At 35.0% G+C, this 19,811-nt stretch carries 22 protein-coding genes; all 22 read left to right on the top strand.

Annotation, left to right across the window (positions count from 1 at the left end; translation table 11 throughout):
- Positions 1-55: 55 nt before the first annotated feature.
- The 22 genes from JOC48_RS01475 to qcrB all read left to right on the top strand — a co-directional run bounded on the left by JOC48_RS01475 (position 56) and on the right by qcrB (position 19,796).
- Positions 56-316 carry a stage VI sporulation protein F gene (locus JOC48_RS01475; protein WP_204497263.1) on the top strand — a complete coding sequence of 87 codons (261 nt, stop codon included), beginning with the start codon at positions 56-58 and terminating at the stop codon, positions 314-316.
- A gap of 341 nt (positions 317-657) precedes the next feature.
- Positions 658-855 carry a DUF2768 family protein gene (locus JOC48_RS01480; protein ID WP_204497264.1) on the top strand — a complete coding sequence of 66 codons (198 nt, stop codon included), beginning with the start codon at positions 658-660 and terminating at the stop codon, positions 853-855.
- A 19-nt stretch (positions 856-874) separates the two neighbouring features.
- The gene (locus JOC48_RS01485) at positions 875-1,591 is read left to right on the top strand and encodes a hypothetical protein (RefSeq protein ID WP_204497265.1); all 717 of its coding nucleotides are present in this window, start codon (positions 875-877) and stop codon (positions 1,589-1,591) included.
- A gap of 310 nt (positions 1,592-1,901) precedes the next feature.
- Positions 1,902-3,380 carry a stage IV sporulation protein A gene (gene spoIVA, locus JOC48_RS01490; protein ID WP_204497266.1) on the top strand — a complete coding sequence of 493 codons (1,479 nt, stop codon included), beginning with the start codon at positions 1,902-1,904 and terminating at the stop codon, positions 3,378-3,380.
- 509 nt (positions 3,381-3,889) lie between these two features.
- Entirely contained in the window at positions 3,890-4,162 is a 273-nt protein-coding gene (locus JOC48_RS01495) for an HU family DNA-binding protein (protein ID WP_204497267.1), read from the top strand.
- Positions 4,163-4,430: 268 nt separating this feature from the next.
- Positions 4,431-5,231, top strand: a complete 801-nt coding sequence (locus JOC48_RS01500; protein ID WP_239584109.1) for a heptaprenyl diphosphate synthase component 1 — start codon at positions 4,431-4,433, stop codon at positions 5,229-5,231.
- A gap of 5 nt (positions 5,232-5,236) precedes the next feature.
- Entirely contained in the window at positions 5,237-5,947 is a 711-nt protein-coding gene (menG, locus tag JOC48_RS01505; RefSeq protein WP_204497269.1) for a demethylmenaquinone methyltransferase, read from the top strand.
- Between the two features lie 221 nt (positions 5,948-6,168).
- Positions 6,169-7,140, top strand: a complete 972-nt coding sequence (hepT, locus tag JOC48_RS01510) for a heptaprenyl diphosphate synthase component II (RefSeq protein ID WP_204497270.1) — start codon at positions 6,169-6,171, stop codon at positions 7,138-7,140.
- A 77-nt stretch (positions 7,141-7,217) separates the two neighbouring features.
- The gene (gene ndk / locus JOC48_RS01515) at positions 7,218-7,664 is read left to right on the top strand and encodes a nucleoside-diphosphate kinase (protein WP_204497271.1); all 447 of its coding nucleotides are present in this window, start codon (positions 7,218-7,220) and stop codon (positions 7,662-7,664) included.
- 203 nt (positions 7,665-7,867) lie between these two features.
- Positions 7,868-8,638 carry a CheR family methyltransferase gene (locus tag JOC48_RS01520; RefSeq protein WP_204497272.1) on the top strand — a complete coding sequence of 257 codons (771 nt, stop codon included), beginning with the start codon at positions 7,868-7,870 and terminating at the stop codon, positions 8,636-8,638.
- 137 nt (positions 8,639-8,775) lie between these two features.
- Complete coding sequence (gene aroC, locus JOC48_RS01525; RefSeq protein WP_204497273.1) at positions 8,776-9,942, top strand: chorismate synthase; 1,167 nt, start codon at positions 8,776-8,778, stop codon at positions 9,940-9,942.
- Entirely contained in the window at positions 9,942-11,021 is a 1,080-nt protein-coding gene (aroB, locus tag JOC48_RS01530) for a 3-dehydroquinate synthase (protein ID WP_204497274.1), read from the top strand. The genes aroC and aroB overlap by 1 nt, the downstream gene beginning before the upstream one ends.
- Positions 11,018-11,383, top strand: a complete 366-nt coding sequence (gene aroH / locus JOC48_RS01535) for a chorismate mutase (RefSeq protein WP_204497275.1) — start codon at positions 11,018-11,020, stop codon at positions 11,381-11,383. The genes aroB and aroH overlap by 4 nt, the downstream gene beginning before the upstream one ends.
- Before the next feature lie 75 nt (positions 11,384-11,458).
- Entirely contained in the window at positions 11,459-12,568 is a 1,110-nt protein-coding gene (gene hisC / locus JOC48_RS01540) for a histidinol-phosphate transaminase (RefSeq protein WP_204497276.1), read from the top strand.
- Entirely contained in the window at positions 12,565-13,665 is a 1,101-nt protein-coding gene (locus JOC48_RS01545) for a prephenate dehydrogenase (RefSeq protein ID WP_204497277.1), read from the top strand. Before hisC ends, JOC48_RS01545 begins: the two co-directional genes overlap by 4 nt.
- 12 nt (positions 13,666-13,677) lie before the next feature.
- Positions 13,678-14,970 carry a 3-phosphoshikimate 1-carboxyvinyltransferase gene (gene aroA / locus JOC48_RS01550; RefSeq protein WP_204497278.1) on the top strand — a complete coding sequence of 431 codons (1,293 nt, stop codon included), beginning with the start codon at positions 13,678-13,680 and terminating at the stop codon, positions 14,968-14,970.
- 57 nt (positions 14,971-15,027) lie between these two features.
- A complete protein-coding gene (locus JOC48_RS01555; RefSeq protein WP_204497279.1) occupies positions 15,028-15,912 on the top strand; it encodes a hypothetical protein in 885 nt (294 codons plus the stop codon).
- A 51-nt stretch (positions 15,913-15,963) separates the two neighbouring features.
- Positions 15,964-17,229 carry a tetratricopeptide repeat protein gene (locus JOC48_RS01560; RefSeq protein WP_204497280.1) on the top strand — a complete coding sequence of 422 codons (1,266 nt, stop codon included), beginning with the start codon at positions 15,964-15,966 and terminating at the stop codon, positions 17,227-17,229.
- 98 nt (positions 17,230-17,327) lie between these two features.
- Positions 17,328-17,909 carry a ReoY family proteolytic degradation factor gene (locus JOC48_RS01565; protein WP_204497282.1) on the top strand — a complete coding sequence of 194 codons (582 nt, stop codon included), beginning with the start codon at positions 17,328-17,330 and terminating at the stop codon, positions 17,907-17,909.
- 113 nt (positions 17,910-18,022) lie between these two features.
- Complete coding sequence (locus JOC48_RS01570) at positions 18,023-18,481, top strand: YpiF family protein (RefSeq protein ID WP_204497284.1); 459 nt, start codon at positions 18,023-18,025, stop codon at positions 18,479-18,481.
- Positions 18,482-18,608: 127 nt separating this feature from the next.
- The gene (locus JOC48_RS01575; protein WP_204497285.1) at positions 18,609-19,118 is read left to right on the top strand and encodes a Rieske (2Fe-2S) protein; all 510 of its coding nucleotides are present in this window, start codon (positions 18,609-18,611) and stop codon (positions 19,116-19,118) included.
- Positions 19,119-19,121: 3 nt separating this feature from the next.
- Positions 19,122-19,796, top strand: coding sequence for a menaquinol-cytochrome c reductase cytochrome b subunit (gene qcrB / locus JOC48_RS01580; RefSeq protein ID WP_204497286.1), 675 nt, complete (start codon positions 19,122-19,124; stop codon positions 19,794-19,796).
- Positions 19,797-19,811 lie beyond the last annotated feature (15 nt).

Genomic DNA, 19,811 nt, shown 5'->3' on the forward strand with positions numbered 1-19,811 from the left:
ACCCAACCTACCTTGCATATACTATTCTGAATGATTAAGGCAAGGAGGAGTAAAAGTGAGCGATTTTCAAAAGAATTTGTTCGAGCAAATACAGAAAAAATCTGATATCAAGCCTGATGAAATATTAAATGTTGCTAATTCGGTTCAAAATGCTGATTTTTCTGATGAAGAAACGGTTAGAAGTTTGGTGAAACAGTTAGCAGCTATGGCTGGCAAACCGATTTCTAAAGAAAAAGAAGATAAAATTGTTGAATCCATTACAAATAAAAATATTCCTTCAGACATGAATACACTGAGTCAGCTCTTTAAAAAATAGCTCTTACTTGGGCAAATGAGGATACAAAGATGAAATGATTGGCATAGAATAAATCGCACAAGCATTTCAATTTAGGGTTGCTTTGGGTATTATTTAGTCATGCCGAGGTAGAACTAGCCCCTTCTACTCTCGGTTTTTTGTTGTAAAATTTTAAGTTTTTTCAGAAATAACGGTTAATAAGTACGGAAAATAAGATTTGTGTTATAATACTTGAAGCAAAAATCACTGATTCTTATATTCTTGGACAAGCTTTCTGATCACATAGTTAATGGCACATTTAAACCAATGATTGCTTTCGTACATGTTTACCTATTTTTAAATGTAAAGGAGTGGGGTTATTAATGTCTATACCAATGTTAAAAATGTACATATCATTTGCTGGAATTATTTTTTTATTATTGGCTATTGGATTAATTCTACTTAGTAGACATAAATTAAAGGGCTTTTTTGCAACGATTGTTGCATTACTAGCTTATTTGTTTTTTATCGTTGGAAGTATCATTATTTTTTATATTGTTATGAGCGGACCAACTGGGTAGCTTAAGGGGGGACTAAAAGATGAAACACATAACTTTTTCGGTAATTATCATATTTTTTTTGAGTGGTTGTTTATATCCTAATAATCAGTTAACAAAAAACAAGGTCCCAAATGATGTTCAATTGCAAATGGTACAGGATGCTGTTGAACAATATGTTGATTTGAATCAAGGGCTCGTGCCTATACAAACTAAATCGAACGATACACCGATTTTTCAAAAATATCTACTTGATTTTTCTAAGCTTAAACAACAAAATTTAATTTCAAGTACACCTGGAACTGCTTTTGAAAATGGTGGTTACTACCAATATGTATTAATTAATCCTGAGGATAATCCTACAGTTAAAGTAATTGATCTAAGAAGTACAGAAAAACTTAGAAGTGTACAACATGCTATTAATGTATATCGTAGTAAGCATACTTATCCCCCGTTTGGTAAAGAGATAGAGGATGGTATTTATACGATTAATCATGAATTACTTGGATTAGAGGGGGAGCCGTACGTTGTAAGCCCTTATTCAAAGAATAATTTACCAATTGTTATGGATGTGATTGGGAACATCTATATCGATTATCGAGTTGATTTATATGATGCTCTACAGACATATGATCATGATTATCAAACAGGAGACGATATTCGTTTCATCCTTGCTGATAATTATCCAATCGTACCTGCCTATTCTCTTCCATATACGATAAAAAATGGAGAGCCTTCCTTTGTAAACGAAAATAAATAAAGGAATAATTCAAACCTTGTTGCATATAATGTGGCAAGGTTTTTTAGTTAGCTTATCTTTCATTTTAACCAGGTACATGGTAACCAACAAAGAATTCTACATAAAAGTATTCCAATGACATCATGAATTTTTTTGAAAAAATCTTTGTATGAGTAATACTAAGGCTTTCCCCATTAGGGCTTTAGCGATAAGCCAAGTTTTTCTAATATTTTCATTATAAACAAGTCATATTTTGATAGGACAACGTCATAGACTTGTAATGTTAAAGAATCGTAATTGCTCTATGGCGAGTAGATCGGGAGGGGATTATTTGGAAAGAGTAGATATTTTTAAAGATATCTCGAAGCGGACAAATGGGGATATTTATTTAGGAGTTGTTGGTGCAGTACGTACTGGTAAATCGACTTTTATTAAGAAATTTATGGAACAAGTCGTTTTACCAAATATTTCAGATGAAGGCGAACGAGCTAGAGCACAGGATGAACTGCCACAAAGTGCAGCAGGAAAAACAATTATGACTACGGAGCCAAAATTTGTACCAAACCAGGCGGTCTCTGTACAGGTCGATGAAGGTTTAGATGTAAACGTAAGATTAGTTGATTGTGTAGGATATACGGTTAATGGCGCCCAAGGATTTGAAGATGAGAATGGACCTAGGATGATTAATACACCATGGTATGAGGAGCCAATTCCATTTCATGATGCAGCAGAAATTGGTACGAGAAAAGTAATTCAGGAACATTCAACAATGGGCGTAGTGGTGACAACTGACGGATCGATTGGTGATATTCCAAGAGGAGATTACGTAGAAGCTGAGGAACGTGTCGTTGAAGAGCTAAAAGAAGTTGGAAAGCCTTTTATTATGGTAGTAAACTCAGTACAGCCTTATCAGCAAGAAACAGAAACACTTCGTCAGGATTTAGTTGACAAATATGACATACCTGTCTTGGCAATGAGTGTTGAAAGTATGAATGACCATGATGTTTATAATGTACTACGAGAAGCATTATATGAGTTTCCTGTACTTGAGGTAAATGTAAATCTTCCTAGCTGGGTAATGGTTTTAAATGAAGATCATTGGTTAAGAGAAAGTTACCAACTTGCAATCCAAGAAACTGTAAAAGATATTAAGCGACTTCGGGATGTTGAAAGAGTTGTTGGAAGCTTTGATGCTTATGATTATATTGAAAATGCAAAGCTTGCTGGCATGGAAATGGGGGAAGGTGTTGCAGAAATAGACCTAGCGGCACCAGATTATCTTTATGATCAAGTATTAAAAGAAATCGTCGGTGAAGAAATTAGAGGAAAAGATCATCTATTAGAATTGATGCAAGACTTTGCAAATGCTAAAAGAGAGTATGACCAAGTTGCAGATGCACTTCAAATGGTTAAGCAAACTGGCTATGGTGTAGCTGCTCCATCATTGACAGACATGGCATTAGATGAACCGGAAATAATCCGTCAAGGTTCAAGGTTTGGAGTTCGGTTAAAAGCTGTAGCTCCTTCCATTCACATGATAAAAGTGGATGTAGAATCTGAATTTGCTCCAATTATCGGTACAGAAAAACAGAGCGAAGAGCTTGTCCGCTACTTAATGCAAGATTTTGAAGAAGATCCGTTGTCAATTTGGCAATCCGATATTTTTGGAAGGTCTTTAAGCTCTATTGTTCGTGAAGGAATTCAAGCGAAGCTGTCACTAATGCCAGAGAACGCGAGATATAAGTTAAAAGAAACACTTGAACGGATCATTAACGAGGGATCAGGTGGACTTATAGCAATTATTCTTTAACGGCTTGTTTATACAGGCCGTTTTTCTTTTGCCAAGCGCTTTATAGCCGCTGAACGCATAGAAAGTGTTTACTGTTTCTGTTGTCATACTAAAAAATGAATGTGAAATATTTTTCTAAGTGGTAAGAAGTTTCAAATAGAATAAAGCGTTTTCTATACTGCCTTTATTGGAATATCATCCTAATACAGAAACTATGTTAGTAAAAGGAGTGAAAATGTGGTAAAATTGCTCAAACCCTTATGTGCCAACCAATTGAACCTCTTGCATATGAATTCTATCTATGATACCATTCATATAAATTAAGAGAGAGGCAAAAAATAGGAAAAAAGAACAAAATTATACTATTCTTGTTAATTTTTGTTGAATTTCCACGAAATCTCGTTTAATATAAGCCTTGTCATCATCTAATTGCTGACTTTAGGTATAAAAATTGAAAAAACGGTGAACAAATGGAAATATAACCATATTTGTTCGAGCCATTGAATGTGAATTGGGAGGAGGTGAATGTCATGAACAAAACTGATTTAATTAATGCGGTTGCTGAAAAAAGCGAGCTTTCAAAAAAGGACGCTACAAAAGCTGTTGATGCAGTTTTTGAATCTATCATGGATTCACTAAAAGCTGGAGACAAAGTACAATTAATTGGTTTCGGGAATTTTGAAGTACGTGAGCGAGCAGCTCGTAAAGGGCGTAACCCACAAACAGGAGAAGAGATTGAAATCCCTGCAAGTAAAGTTCCTGCTTTTAAACCAGGTAAAGCCCTTAAAGATAATGTAAAATAGTGATTTACATATGGGCCATGAAAGGGTGCGAATGCACCCTTTTTCTTATGAATGCACATAGCTATTGGAAATAACATTCTATTTGATTACATATAAACGATGATTTATCATAAGTTATGTTATACTAAAAATACGATATTTTCTAAAGGGAAACACTAAACCATTTGTTTTTCGTGAGAAGATATCGTCTACCTAATAAATGTTCATGTTATAAATGGTAAGTAATAAAAAATAGCGGGTATAATAGAAAAGGAATTGGGTGATCAACATGAGTATAGCAAATGTTAAAATGAAAGAAATAAAAGTTGAGTTAGAAGAACAATTACATCATTCCTATTTGAAACAATTTCTTCAAAAGCCCGTTATTGATGAGGACAAGTTACTTATTTTAATATCTATAATTGAGCATACTAATTATTCTGAAATAGAAAAAAAGAATTATGTTATTACAACTATGCTGGTTCAGATTGCGTTAGATACGCATGATCTAGTATCACAAAATAGTTTAAAAACAGATTCCGATATCACAAGAAAAAAACGTCAACTTACTGTACTCGCCGGTGATTATTATAGTGGGCTATATTATTATCTCTTATCGAAATTAGAAGATATTCCAATGATTCAGACACTAGCTTCTGCTATTAAAGAAATTAATGAATATAAAGTGTCATTTTATTATAAAGAGTTTAAGTCAATACATGCATTTATGGAATCTCTTAAGCATTTAGAATCTCTACTTATCCTGCGAGTTGCTCAACATATGCACCAATCGGATGATAGCGAGTTCACAGGGAATTGGTTGTTAATTAGGAAGCTAATACGTGAAAAAAATAGATATCTCGATAAAGGAAATTCTCCGATATTTGATCTAATAACCAAGGGACCAGGCACACATTTGCAAAATAATCAAATCATCTATACTGTAGAGAAGTTTATTCATAAATACACAGAACATGTAGAAGATACATTCAGTCATTTACCTATGCATTTGCACACGTTAAAATCATATGTTCAAGCACTAACGTATGACAACTTACGTAAAAACATTAAAGTAATGGAAGAGAGTTGACCAACATGCAACAATCGAAAGAGGAGCGTGTGCATCACGTATTTGAGAAAATTTACAATCGTTACGATGTGATGAATTCGATTATTTCTTTTCAACGACATAAAGTTTGGCGTAAAGATGTCATGAAACGTATGCAAGTTAATAAAGGAGATCAAACATTAGATGTATGTTGTGGTACAGGTGATTGGTCTATTTCCTTAGCCAACTCAGTTGGTAAAGAAGGTAAGGTTATTGGTTTAGACTTTAGTAAAAATATGCTTTCTATTGGCAAAGAGAAAAAGAAAGATTTACAGTTAACTCAATTGGAGTTTGTTCATGGGAATGCAATGGATCTCCCTTTCAAAAATGATACGTTTGACTTTGTCACAATTGGTTTTGGGTTAAGAAATGTCCCAGACTATTTACAAGTATTAAAGGAAATGAGTAGAGTGGTTAAACCCGGAGGAAAAGTGGTTTGTTTAGAAACCTCACAACCAACGATGATTGGCTTTAGGCAGTTATACTACTTTTATTTTCGGTTTATCATGCCTTTATTGGGAAGATTATTTGCAAAAAGTTATAAAGAATATGCCTGGCTGCATGAATCAGCTAAGGATTTTCCTGGAAGAGATGAATTAAGACAGCTATTTAAACAAGTAGGATTAACCAATGTTCAAGTTAAAGGTTATACTGGCGGGGTAGCTGCAATGCATATGGGAGAAAAACCTGAAAATTAGGCTCTGTTAAAGATTAATGTTGATATTTAGTATATTTTTGACTGATTGTGCCAAATGGAAATGAACATTTGGAGAAAACAAGTTTTCTCCCGTGTTCATTTCCATTTGGCATCCTTTCAGCATAGCTGAAAAGTCGTGTGAAATCTTGATTCACACGATGAGTCAAAGATCAGCACCTAACTTTAATGCAGCCAAAAAATAAAGGCATAAAGGTGAACTACATGAAATTAGCAATGACCTATTCATATTTAAAACAAGATCTTGATACCATTGAAAAGGCCTTAAATAAAACGATTAATGCAAAAAATCCAGTTTTGCGGGAAGCATCTGTTCAGTTGTTGCAAGCAGGGGGAAAAAGACTTCGTCCTGTTTTTGTTCTGCTTTCAGGTAAATTTGGTTCCTTTGATATAGATAAAATCAAAACGGTCGCAGTATCATTAGAACTTATTCATATGGCCTCTTTAGTTCATGATGATGTTATTGATGAAGCAGAGTTGCGAAGAGGAAAACCAACCGTTAAAGCAAGATGGGATAATCGTATCGCAATGTATACCGGCGATTATATTTTTGCGCGTTCATTAGAGAATTTGGCAAGCTTAGAAATACCTAAAGCACATCAAATCTTAGCAAAAACAATGGTCGATTTGTGTATTGGTGAAATGGAACAAATTAAGGATAAATATAACGTCAAGCAAAATTTGAGAACGTACTTAAGACGAATTAAAAGAAAAACAGCTTTACTTATTTCAACAAGCTGTCGATTAGGAGCAATTGCAACAGATGCACCAATAGAGTACGAAAGAGCATTATACAGATATGGTTATTATATTGGAATGTCGTATCAGATCATCGACGATATTTTGGATTTTACTTCATCAGATAAACAATTGGGTAAACCAGCAGGAAGTGACCTATTACAAGGAAACCTCACATTACCTGTGTTATACGCGATGGAAAATAAAGATTTTTATGATAAATTAAGATCCTTATTTGAACAAAAGGATACTATATCGCAACAGGATATTATTCCTTTTATTAACCATATTAAATCGTCAGACGTAATAGAACGCTCGTTAGCTTTAAGTGAAAGGTATTTGGAAAAAGCTTACGAATCTATCCGTGTTTTACCAGAAACCCGTGCTAAACAGACACTTCAAGATATAGCAACTTATATTGGTAAACGTAAAACATAATTTATTGTTTAGATGTACATTATTTGCTAAAATTTAAATATTAGCGCTTTCAAGTACATATTGGAGAGGTGTTTATAATGGAAAAAACATTTTTAATGGTTAAACCAGATGGAGTACAAAGAGGATTGGTAGGCGAAATCGTTTCACGTTTTGAAAAAAAGGGTTTCAAATTAATTGGATCTAAGTTAATGACAATATCCAGTGAATTGGCATCAGAGCATTATGCTGAACATGAAGGAAAGCCTTTTTTTAATAGTTTAGTTACATTTATTACCTCTGGACCAGTGTTTGCGATGGTCTGGGAAGGAGAAAATGTAATTGCAACAGCAAGGCAAATGATGGGGAAAACAAATCCTCAAGACGCACTTCCAGGGACGATTCGTGGAGATTACGGGCTAACTGTTGGTAAAAATGTTATTCATGGTTCAGACTCAACTGAAAGTGCAGAACGAGAGATCTCCTTATTTTTTAATACAGAAGAGTTAATAGAGTATAAGAAAGATGGAGATAGTTGGATCTATTAGTTAGAATTAATGTCCACCTCGTCATGTACGAGGTGTTTTTTTACTTTTAGAAGCATGTTTAGGTAATTCGGTTCACAGTTTGAGTGTTTTAAGTCCAACATCTAGGAAAAACCTCTAAACGCATACTAATTGGGGCTTCTATTTATCAATCAATTGAATTGATTTGATTTGCATAGATAGAATGAGGGTTAAGGAGAAAATATATGGGGGATTATCATGAGTTCATTATTCTCGTCCAGAGAAAAACAGGGATAGATTTATCTTTGTATAAGGAAGTCCAAATGAAACGTAGATTAACGTCTTTACGAAATAAAAAAGGGTTTTCTGATTTTTCATCTTATTTTCAAGCAATTTCTGAAGATCAAGAACTATTCGATGAGTTTTTAGATAAAATTACAATTAATGTATCAGAGTTTTTTAGAAATTATAGTCGGTGGAAAGTACTTGAAGAAAAAGTGGTTCCTATGCTTGTGAAAAAAAACAGACCATTAAAAATATGGAGTGCTGCATGTTCAACGGGTGAAGAGCCATATACCATTGCAATTATTCTTAGTCAATATACCGATGTTTCTAATATTCGAATTCTGGCTACTGATATTGATGCAAATGTATTGGATCAAGCAAGAATGGGACGTTATCGGGAAAATTCTTTGCAGGACGTACCGAAATCCATGTTAAACATACACTTCACACGGAGTGGTGACTTTTATCAAGTTAATCAAAACATAAAAAAATGTGTGACTTTTCGATCACACAACTTGCTTTCTGATCCATATCCTGCCAATTTTGATTTGATCGTTTGTCGAAATGTTCTAATCTACTTTACGGAGGAAGCTAAACACAACATTTATCAAAAGTTTAGTCAGTCTCTCTTCGATGGTGGAGTGTTTTTTGTTGGTAGTACAGAGCAAATATTTAATCCACACCAATATGATTTTCGAGTATTAGACACATTTTTCTATCAAAAACAGTAAGTAATGTTTCTTTTTATTTACATTAATAAAACTTTTCAAAAAAATCTAATTATAAAGTTATTTTTCTGGTCATAGCTTTACACAGGATACAAAAGGTATGGTATAGTAGTACAAAAATAATATACGGGGGGAACAACATGCGTTATTTAACAGCAGGTGAATCACATGGTAAACAACTTACAACAATTGTCGAAGGTATCCCATCATTAATGCCTTTAACGAAAGAAAATATAAATGAATCCTTATTAAGACGACAAAAAGGACATGGTCGTGGAAAGAGAATGCAAATTGAAAAAGATTTAGTAGAAATTGCAGGTGGTGTAAGACATGGTTATACACTCGGCTCACCAATTGCGATGGTCATACATAATGATGACTTTAAGCATTGGGTAGATGTCATGGGTGAAGATCCTATTGATACAGATCAAAAAATCCGAAGAACGGTTACAAGACCTCGACCTGGACATGCGGACTTAAACGGTGCATTAAAGTATGGACATAGAGATATTCGTAATATTTTGGAACGTTCATCTGCACGTGAAACAGCTGCGCGTGTTGCTGCGGGCGCCGTTGCAAAAACTTTACTATCGAATTTAGATATCAAGATTGTTGGTTATGTACGCGAAATAGCTGGTATCCAAGCTGAAGAATATCCAGAGATGAGTATGGATGATCGGGTTAAGGTATCTGAAGCTTCACCTGTCCGCAGCCTTGATTCAAAAGCGGGACAAAAAATGATGGATGCGATAGATAAAGCCAAAAAAGATGGAGACTCAATTGGTGGAGTTTGCGAAGTGTATATTGAAGGGATGCCTGCTGGTGTAGGTTCTTATGTTCATTATGATCGAAAATTAGATGGACGAATAGCTGGTGCTGTTCAAAGCATTAATGCTTTCAAAGGTGTTGAATTTGGACTTGGGTTCGAAGCAGCACGTAGAAATGGAAGTCAGGTACATGATGAAATTGCTTGGGATAAAGAAAATGGCTATTACAGAAAGACGAATCGTTTAGGTGGCTTTGAAGGTGGAATGACAACAGGAATGCCTATTGTTGTTAAAGGTGTTATGAAGCCTATCCCTACGCTTTATAAACCATTACAGAGTGTTGATATTGAAACAAAAGAAGCTTTTAATGCCAGTATTGAAAGGTCTGACTCATGTGCAGTTCCAGCAGCTGCAGTTGTTATGGAACACGTTGTAGCTTTCGAAGTGGCTAAAGCTTTACTGGAACAATTTCCACATGATCAATTTCCTAAATTGAAAGAGGCATTGGATGCTTACCGAGAAGAAATTAGGTGTTTCTAATGAGTTCATTGGAAATTAAAACGAGTACAAATATTTACCATGTATATGTAGATGTTAAATTGCGCCATAAGCTTCCAAGCTTTTTGGAAAAAGAATATTCAAACGTACTAATAATTACTGATAGTCATGTGGAGAAGCTCTTTTTGGACGATGTTATTCATTCATTTGGCACAACTACAAAAGTATCTTATGCAGTTGTGCCTGCTGGTGAATCCTCCAAAAGCATTGAAAATTATTTTAACCTGATGACTAGCGCTATAGAAAATGGTTTAGATCGCCACTCATTAATTGTAGCTCTTGGTGGCGGTATGGTAGGGGATTTAGCTGGATTCGTTGCAGCTACGTATATGAGAGGAATAGATTATGTACAGGTTCCTACTACCATTTTGGCCCACGATAGTAGTGTAGGAGGAAAAGTTGCCATTAACCATCCTGAAGGGAAAAATTTAATTGGTAATTTCTATCCACCTCAAGCAGTTGTATATGATGTGGAAACATTAAATTCGTTACCTGAAAAAGAGGTTCGTTCCGGCTATGCTGAGATAGTTAAACATGGGTTAATTAGTGATGAAGCTTTCTTTAATCAAGTGATGGAACAAAATATCCTGTCAACATTTAATCCGCAAATACTGAAGAAGCATCTGATAAAGGGAATCTCTGTGAAGGCCAATATTGTAGAAACTGATGAAAAAGAAGGAAATATTCGTAAATATTTAAACTTAGGACATACACTAGGACATGCACTAGAAGCTGAGTTAGGATATGGAAAAATTACACATGGAGAAGCAGTAGCATTAGGCATGCTATTTGCTCTTCAAGTAAGTGAAAAAGTTTACGGTGTTACTCTTCCGTATGACACCTTATATAATTGGCTTTCTAAAAATAATTATCCATTGCATCTGTCTAGGGTGGATAAGTATGTCTTATTAAATAGAATGAAAAAAGATAAGAAATCTAGAGATTTAAAGGTTCAAATGGTTCTTTTAAAGGCGATCGGACAATCAACTATCGAACAATTAGACGATGAACAGCTGATCCAGTTCTTAGAAAATTTTTTTAGAGAGTTGGTGAAAGGTTGATTAGAGGAATTAGAGGTGCAACAACGGTCGAGGAAAATAGTAATCAATTGATTGTAGAAAATACAAAAAAATTAGTAGAACAAATGGTTGATGAAAACGATGTCCAACCTGAGGACATCGCATCTGTTCTTATTTCTGTAACTTCTGATTTAAATGCTGGTTTTCCTGCAAAAGCCTTAAGGTTAATTGATGGTTGGACATATGTGCCAGTTATGTGCATGAAGGAAATAGAGGTACCAGGCAGTCTTGAGAAATGTATTAGAGTCATGATGTCTGTCAATACAGATAAGGATCAAAAAAGTGTTTCACACGTGTACCAAAACAATGCTATCGTATTAAGACCGGATTTGTCCCGTTCTTAATCTCTGTAATCATTCAATTCTTTTTATTACTTATAATATAGTGCTTTGTTGATGTAAAAGATTGGAGAGAAAAACATGAAAAGCAAGCAAATATTCAAACAAATGTCTCCGTACAAACCCGGAAAACAAATTGAAGATGTGAAAAGAGAGCATGGATTAGAAAGAATTGTTAAATTAGCTTCAAATGAAAATCCATTTGGTTATTCAGAAATGGTAAAAGATGCTATTCCAAAACAACTTGATCATTTGGAGATTTATCCAGACGGTTACTCGACCGAATTGAGGGAAGCTCTCTCAAATAAATTAGGAGTTAGCGGTGATCAAATCGTTTTTGGGTGTGGATCAGATGAAGTTGTTGACCTAATTTGTAGAACTTATCTAGAGCCAGGAAAGAATACAATTATGGCGACTCCAACGTTTCCGCAATATAAACACAATGCACTAATTCAAGGTGCAGAAGTTAGAGAGGTACCATTAGTAGATGGTTACCATGACTTAGAGGCTATGCTGAAAGAAATAGACAAGGACACAAGTGTTTTGTGGTTGTGCTCGCCGAATAATCCAACTGGTTGTTTAATAGATAAAGAAAGCTTCTCCAATGTAATGCAGAAGTGTCCAACAGATGTGTTAGTTGTTGTTGATGAAGCTTATTTTGAATATATCGAAACAAGTGATTACCCTGATACAATAAAAGCGTTAGAGGAATATCCGAATCTTGTTGTATTACGTACTTTTTCGAAGGCGTATGGATTAGCAAGCTTGCGAGTTGGTTACGGGGTGGCTAGTAAAGATATAGTTACTTTACTTAACATTGCTAGAGGACCTTTTAATACCACAGCTATTTCTCAACATTCAGCGCTAGTAGCATTAAAAGATGAAGCTTTTTTAAGCGATACTAAAAGGAAGAATACCAAGAACAAACACGCATTTATGGAGTTTTTAGATTCAATTGGACTTTCCTACTATGATTCTGAAGCAAACTTTTTGTTTGTTAAGTTGCCCGTAACTGGAGATGAAATGTTTCAGTATTTATTAACAAAAGGGTTTATTGTCCGATCGGGTGAAGCATTGGGTCATCCATATGGCGTAAGAATAACCATTGGAAATGCAGAAGATATGGAGGAGCTCCAGCAGTATGTAAATGAAATGATTGCTTCATCACAGAAGAAGGGGAATGTAAATTGAAACAAACGGTAGTAATAGCGGGCTTAGGCTTAATTGGAGGCTCGTTGGCAATTAATTTGAAACAGACGACGGACCATCACCTTATTGGCGTTGATGTGAACAAAAAAACACTAGACTATTGTTTGATGAATGGGATTGTCGATAAAGCAACGACAGATTTTGTTTCGGCTGTAGTAGAAGCTGATTTTTGTATTATTGCAGCACCTGTTTCAAAGGCAATTGAACTAGTCGATCAACTTAAAAACATTGAATTTAAAAAGCCTATTATTATTTCTGATGTGTCGTCAGTCAAATCACCAGTAATGGATGCTGCTCGAAGTTTACCTTCAGAATTTGTTACTTTTATTGGCGGGCACCCGATGGCAGGATCCCACAAGAAAGGAATTACTGCAGCAAAAGGGCATCTTTTTGAAAATGCTATTTATGTTTTAACTCCTTTTGAACCCTGTTTAGAAGAAAAGGTTGAGGCTTTGAAAGAATTATTAAGAGGAACAAACAGTAATTTTCTTATTTTAGAGCCAAAAGAACATGATGAAATGACTAGTGTTATTTCACATTTTCCACACCTAATAGCTTCTTCACTTGTTCACCAAGCAAAAAATTGGCAGGAAACCCATGCTTACATTCCGACATTAGCTGCTGGAGGATTCCGTGATATTACACGTATCGCATCAAGTAACCCGGGAATGTGGCAAGATATCTTTTTTCATAATCGAAAAGGCATGAGTCATCTGCTTTCAGATTGGATAACGGAAATGAAAGAGTTAAAAAATTTGCTGGATACTGGTGATAAGGTGTCAATGTATCACTATCTTGAACAAGCGAAAGAATATCGGGATGGATTAGATAGTAAAAAGAAGGGTGCTATCCCTGCTTTTTATGATTTATATGTTGATATATTTGACCAACCTGGAGCACTATTACAAGTAGTTGAATTATTGGCAAAAGCTGAGATTAGTATAAATAATATAGAAATATTAGAAATTCGCGAAGGAATTACTGGTGTACTACGGTTGAGTTTTAAAGATAAAAAAGATCAGAAAAGAAGTAAAGAAATTCTTGATACCAAAGGGTATGAAACAATGATTGAAGAATAAGAGGTGTTTCGAGTGACCGAGAAATTATTAACCCCTATAAGCAGTTCTTTACAAGGTGAACTGCATGTACCAGGTGATAAATCTATCTCCCATCGTGCTATTATTTTTGGTTCCTTAGCATCAGGAACAACAAAAGTAACACATTTTTTAGACGGGGAAGACTGTTTACGAACTATTGCTGCTTTTCAAGCAATGGGAGTAAATATTGAAAAACAAGGCCAAACGGTTTTGATTGATGGTAAAGGTGTAAAGGAATTAAAAGAACCTCTAGAACCAATAAACCTTGGAAATTCCGGTACTACAGCAAGATTATTATTGGGTGTATTAGCTGGATTACCTTATCATTTCACGCTATATGGTGATGAATCTCTTACAAAACGACCGATGGATCGAATTGCAGTTCCCTTAAAGCAAATGGGTGCTGTCATTGATGGCCGAGAAAACGGCAAATACCTACCTATTTCGGTTAGAGGTGGAAACCTCAAAAGCATATCATTTGAAACACCTGTAAAAAGTGCTCAAGTAAAATCAGGGGTTTTATTAGCAGGTCTTATGGCAGACGGGTGGACAACCGTTACAGAAAAAACGACAACAAGAGACCATACTGAAAATATGTTAGAAGCATTTGGTGGAAAAATAAAAAAACAGTCAGGAACAATTACTATTGAAGGAAAACAATCGTTAATAGGGACAGACATTCATGTTCCGGGCGATATTTCATCCGCTGCTTTCTTTTTGATCGCAGCTGCTATTGTTCCAGGCAGCAGCTTAACCTTAAAGGATGTGGGATTAAATCCAACAAGAACAGGCATATTAGATGTGTTACATGCAATGGGTGCTGCAATCCAAGTTGTTGAAGAAAGAACAATTGGTGGAGAACCTGTAGGATCTATCACAGTCAGTTATTCGCCTGTTAAAGGCATCGATATTAACGGGGAAATTATTCCTAGAATTATCGATGAAATTCCTATTATTGCATTATTAGCAACACAAGCCGAAGGAGAGACAATTATTCGGGACGCAGAGGAGTTACGCTACAAAGAAACAGATCGAATTGAGTCAGTTGTCCAAACATTAAAAGCAATAGGTGCGGATATTGAAGGAACAAAAGATGGAATGATTATTAAAGGTAATAGCAGCATAGATGGGGGAGTGGCTGATTCTTTTGGTGATCACCGGATTGGAATGATGATTGCAGTTGCGTCATTAATATCAAGTCAACCAATTACACTAAAAAACCCGGGATGCATCGCTATTTCTTACCCGGAATTCTTTTCAGATTTAAAAAAAATTATCGTTGAATAATCATAGTAAGGAGAAACCCTTCATACCTTGTACAAAATCCAAAAGGGGGATCAAGGTATGGGGGGTTATTATTTTTATAACGATTATGTTTATAATGATGGGAAATGGACATCAAAATGTATACAAATTCAAGATGGGAAATTCGCTAGGGACTTGAAAGGATCAGCAAATATTAAACAAATGGAAACTGATCAATTTTGGGTTGGCCCAGGCAAGGTATACGTAGATGTAGAAATGCCTCTTTTCAAAGCAAATGATAAAGAACGCATTGTAAAACAATATATTTATCGGGGATGCACGTTACTTTTATGTCAATTACCAATAAAAAGTAAAAATAATTTCGAGCAAATATTTTATCATTTTCGAGACGCCTTAGACGGTTTACCAATTGATTATATGATTGTACCTAAGATACCTTCTACTATTATAAGTCCAGAACATGTTCGCTTTTTTGGTAGAAAAAAAATGCCTTTTCTTATCTTAAATCTACAAAACATGGAAGATTTGTTTCGAATAAGTTGGGAGTGGATGGAGCAATCTCAATCCTTTTCACGAATTCCAATTTTAATTGATACGAGCGCATTAGAAAAAAAACAGGATGAGGCTGAATCAACATGGAGAAACTTGAGTGAAGCTTTTATGGTTCGAACATTACCTGAAAAATTATCTGAGTTTCCTTTATCAAAAGAATCACTTCGTTTAACAGGAATTTCACCTTACAAAGGCGAAATACTTCCAAATGGATTTGCGGATTATAATCTATTTGATCTAGAAAAAATCCCATCGATTGATGAATGTTCTAAAGTTAGATATCATAAAGCTATTCCATTAGTGACAGTTATGAATGGAAATATTATAAAGAGTGACTATCTCATTAATGATAATCTCAATAAGGGTAACTTTAGAGAAATTTCTATTCCTAGCCATTTTTTAATGGTTTAACGAAGAGCTAAAAAGTGTTCCAGCAAGTTAGGAAGAAAGGGTGTCCGAATCATGGAGGAAATTCATCAAGCAATCAAATTAATGGAACAAGAACGTACGGAAGAAGCAATAGATACATTAGAGAGCTTTTTACCACAAGCAAATGAAGAGGAAAAATTTACAATTGCTGAACTTTATATGCAGTGGGGAATGTTAGAGGAAGCTAAATTTATATTAATAGAATTGTCTCAACAACATCCGAATGAAGCTGAATTAAAAATTATGCTTGCTGAGATTTATATTGATTTAGAAGATGACGAAGCAGCAATGAATATATTGAATCGATTTTCACCAAATGATGAGGGGTATTTAGAGGTGTTAATTCAATTAGCTGATTTATACCAAGCTCAAGGATTATATGAAGTAGCAGAGCAAAAATTATTAGAAGCAAAAAACATGGATCCAATGGAATATTTAATTGATTTTGCTTTAGGTGAATTAGCTTTTTCGAATGGAGAATATCAGAAGTCAATCCCTTATTATGAAAAAGTTTTACTAGATCGCCCCCAAATTGCTGATGTGGATGTTAGCATTCGTTTAGCTGAGGCTTATGCGTCAACTGGTGATTTCGAACAAGCGCTTGAATTTTACCAAGAATCTGGGCATGATGATGCGGACATTCTGTTTCGCTATGGGTTTATTGCATTTAAAGGTGATCGCTTAGATATTTCTATTAAGGTTTGGGAACAATTAATTGAAAATGACCCCTATTATCATTCGGTTTATTATTTCCTTGCACAAGCTTATGACAACGAAGGAATGGTAAACGAAGCTTACGAAACAGCAAAAAAAGGATTAAACTACGATGACTTTAACAAGGAACTGTACTACTTGACTGGTGTTCTTGCTCATCGACTAGGAAATCAAGAAGAGAGCTTTCAATTAATTAAAAAAGCTGTTTCAATAGATCCAGGCTATTTAGAGGCAGTTTTATTTTTAATTGAAAATTATAAACAAGCCCAAAATGATCAAGCAATTATTGAGTTGTTAACACATTTAATTGAACTGGGAGAAGAGGATGGATACTATAAGTGGGAGTTAGCAAAGGCATATAAAGAAACAGAATCTTTTAATGATGCATTAAACATGTATAGCGATGCATATAATAATTTTAAAGAAGATTCAGATTTTCTGAAAGAATATGGTCATTTTCTTGTAGAAGAAGGGAGGATCGAAGAAGCAATTAAAATTCTTTCCCAATATCTCCACTTAGAGCCAGCAGACAATGAAATCGAAGAATTTATTAGTCGCTTGAAGCAAAACGACGATTGGATGTAAAGGTATAGAATGATAAAGCTGAGTTACACCTCAAATTATTTGATCGGATTGAATACAAAGGCTATATAGTCTCTTTTAATTAGGAGGGGACAGAAACTTTGAATACGTCTGTTTCAGTAAAAGATAAAAAGGAGTTTATTCGTTGGTTCTTAAGTAATTATCAATTAAAGAAAAGAGAAAGTGTATGGATATTAAATTACTTAATTAATCATGATAATTTGTTGAGCAGAGTGCATTTCATAAGAGAAGCACGGTATTGCCCCAGAGGAATTGTCATATCAACCCATTGTTCGAAGGATGTCCCATTTCGCTTTTACAAAAACCACATTGTTACTACCGATGCTGAGAAATCCTTTCATGATATTCGTCTAAACAAAAATGAACCCATTTATATACAATTAAGCTTTAAAAATTCAAATCAATGTCCAGCATACGTAGCGGTTTTGGAGGACAATCCATTTTTACCTGATGATTTCTTTATCACCAAAAAAGAAAAAAATATTGCAAAAGATGTTTTAAATATATCATTGTTTAACTATCAAAAAAAACAGCTACAACGTAAGATTGATCAAGCACTTGATGATCGTAATTTAGATGCTTTTAATACTTATTCAGAGCAACTACAAGAACTTGAAATACAATTTAGTGATAAAATTGACCTTTCTAAGTTTAGTAATTAATCTGTTATATAATTCATAATGAAACGAATTTCACCAGTTTTCGTGAAATTCGTTTTTTATTATGATAAATTTAGTAAAATAGAGAAATAATTAGGAAAGGTTGGATAGTTTCAATGAAATGGAACAAAATAGACATAACGAGATATTTAGGAGCACAAGAATATATAGATACGTTACTAATTCCTTTAGTACCAATTGCACTTGAGGATAGTGAACAAATGAATCAAGTTGTGTCTCAACACGACCTTATTCAGGCTTTTAGTAATGAAGTGGAAAAAGATTTTACAGGCAGGATTTTTTTGTTACCTACATATACCTATTTGTTTACAACAGATAGAGAACAGGAGTTACCCCGCTTAAATGAGTGGATTAATCAATCACAACATAGGCCTTTTAAGCATATTTTCCTGTTTACCTTCGATCATCATTGGAAAAAGCACGAATCAAAGTTAAAAGGTAACCTGCTGTGGTTTCCTGCTATTCAATCTGGAGATTTACATTCTAACGAAACACAAAAGGTTATTAAGGATCAAGTAAAACATGTAAAAGAATTGGTTAGATCATACTGGTGAAAAATAGTGAACGTTACTGGTGAATTTTATTGACCGAACAAATAGTTTGCGCTATCATGGTAATGTCCTAGTAAACTGTGAGAAAAATTACCATGTAGGCTGTAATATGCACAGAGGGGGGTAAAAGATGAGTGAAAAAAAACAACAAGTATCCCGTCGCCAGTTCTTAAACTATACACTGACAGGTGTGGGGGGGTTTATGGCAGCTGGAATGCTTGCACCAATGGTTCGATTTGCTATAGATCCAGTTCTTCAAACACATGCTCGAGGTGAGTATAAGGCTGTAGCCGAAGTGGACGAGATAACTACAGAACCACAGCGCTTTGACTGGACTATTGACCAGGTTGATGCGTGGTATGAATCTGAAGTAACAAAAAGTGCATGGGTATATAAAGATGAAAAGGATGACATTATAGCGCTTTCTCCAGTATGTAAACATTTAGGTTGTGTTGTATCCTGGGAGGGAAGTGGCGACTACCCAAACGAGTTCTTTTGTCCATGCCATAATGGTCGTTATTATAAAGACGGTGTAAATGTACCAAACACACCTCCTTCAGCGCCATTAGATGTATATGAGCATAGAATTGAAGATGGAACATTATATCTTGGAAATGCAAAACCTAGAGGGGAGGCGTAGACGATGCTGCAAAAAATTTACGACTGGATTGACGAACGTGTCGATATTACGCCTTTGTGGCGGGATATAGCAGACCATGAAGTTCCAGAGCACGTCAACCCAGCTCATCACTTTTCAGCTTTTGTATACTGTTTTGGTGGTCTGACGTTCTTTGTGACAGTTATTCAAATATTATCAGGGATGTTTTTAACAATGTATTATGTTCCTGATATAGAAAATGCTTGGAGATCTGTATATTACTTACAGACTGAAGTCGCTCATGGTCAAATTGTACGAGGTATGCACCACTGGGGTGCTAGTGTTGTTATTGTAATGTTGTTTTTACATACATTGCGAGTGTTTTTCCAGGGAGCATATAAAAAACCACGTGAATTAAACTGGATGGTGGGTGTATCGATTTTCTTTGTTATGCTCGCACTTGGTTTAACTGGTTATTTATTACCATGGGATAACAAAGCGTATTTTGCAACACAAGTAACATTAGAAATTGCAGAAGGTGTACCTTATATCGGTGAGATGGCCAAGACATTACTTTCGGGTGACCCAGAAATTGTTGGTGCACAAACACTCACTCGATTTTTCGCGATACATGTGTTTTTCCTACCAGCAGCTTTATTTGCCTTAATGGGAGCTCACTTTATCTTAATTCGTAAACAAGGTATTTCAGGTCCACTATAAGATTTGACTGTTTGA

It is taken from the genome of Aquibacillus albus (assembly GCF_016908325.1).
GTDB classification, from domain to species: domain Bacteria; phylum Bacillota; class Bacilli; order Bacillales; family Amphibacillaceae; genus Aquibacillus_A; species Aquibacillus_A albus.

Excerpts from the sequence above, each read along its gene's own strand:
- qcrB (WP_204497286.1), top strand. The coding sequence starts at position 19,122 with ATGCTGCAAAAAATTTACGACTGGATTGACGAACGTGTCGATATTACG.
- JOC48_RS01570 (WP_204497284.1), top strand. The coding sequence starts at position 18,023 with ATGAAATGGAACAAAATAGACATAACGAGATATTTAGGAGCACAAGAA.
- JOC48_RS01560 (WP_204497280.1), top strand. The coding sequence starts at position 15,964 with ATGGAGGAAATTCATCAAGCAATCAAATTAATGGAACAAGAACGTACG.
- hepT (WP_204497270.1), top strand. The coding sequence starts at position 6,169 with ATGAAATTAGCAATGACCTATTCATATTTAAAACAAGATCTTGATACC.
- aroC (WP_204497273.1), top strand. The coding sequence starts at position 8,776 with ATGCGTTATTTAACAGCAGGTGAATCACATGGTAAACAACTTACAACA.
- ndk (WP_204497271.1), top strand. The coding sequence starts at position 7,218 with ATGGAAAAAACATTTTTAATGGTTAAACCAGATGGAGTACAAAGAGGA.
- menG (WP_204497269.1), top strand. The coding sequence starts at position 5,237 with ATGCAACAATCGAAAGAGGAGCGTGTGCATCACGTATTTGAGAAAATT.
- JOC48_RS01500 (WP_239584109.1), top strand. The coding sequence starts at position 4,431 with ATGAGTATAGCAAATGTTAAAATGAAAGAAATAAAAGTTGAGTTAGAA.
- JOC48_RS01495 (WP_204497267.1), top strand. The coding sequence starts at position 3,890 with ATGAACAAAACTGATTTAATTAATGCGGTTGCTGAAAAAAGCGAGCTT.
- aroB (WP_204497274.1), top strand. The coding sequence starts at position 9,942 with ATGAGTTCATTGGAAATTAAAACGAGTACAAATATTTACCATGTATAT.
- JOC48_RS01555 (WP_204497279.1), top strand. The coding sequence starts at position 15,028 with ATGGGGGGTTATTATTTTTATAACGATTATGTTTATAATGATGGGAAA.
- JOC48_RS01480 (WP_204497264.1), top strand. The coding sequence starts at position 658 with ATGTCTATACCAATGTTAAAAATGTACATATCATTTGCTGGAATTATT.
- JOC48_RS01485 (WP_204497265.1), top strand. The coding sequence starts at position 875 with ATGAAACACATAACTTTTTCGGTAATTATCATATTTTTTTTGAGTGGT.
- JOC48_RS01575 (WP_204497285.1), top strand. The coding sequence starts at position 18,609 with ATGAGTGAAAAAAAACAACAAGTATCCCGTCGCCAGTTCTTAAACTAT.
- JOC48_RS01520 (WP_204497272.1), top strand. The coding sequence starts at position 7,868 with ATGGGGGATTATCATGAGTTCATTATTCTCGTCCAGAGAAAAACAGGG.
- hisC (WP_204497276.1), top strand. The coding sequence starts at position 11,459 with ATGAAAAGCAAGCAAATATTCAAACAAATGTCTCCGTACAAACCCGGA.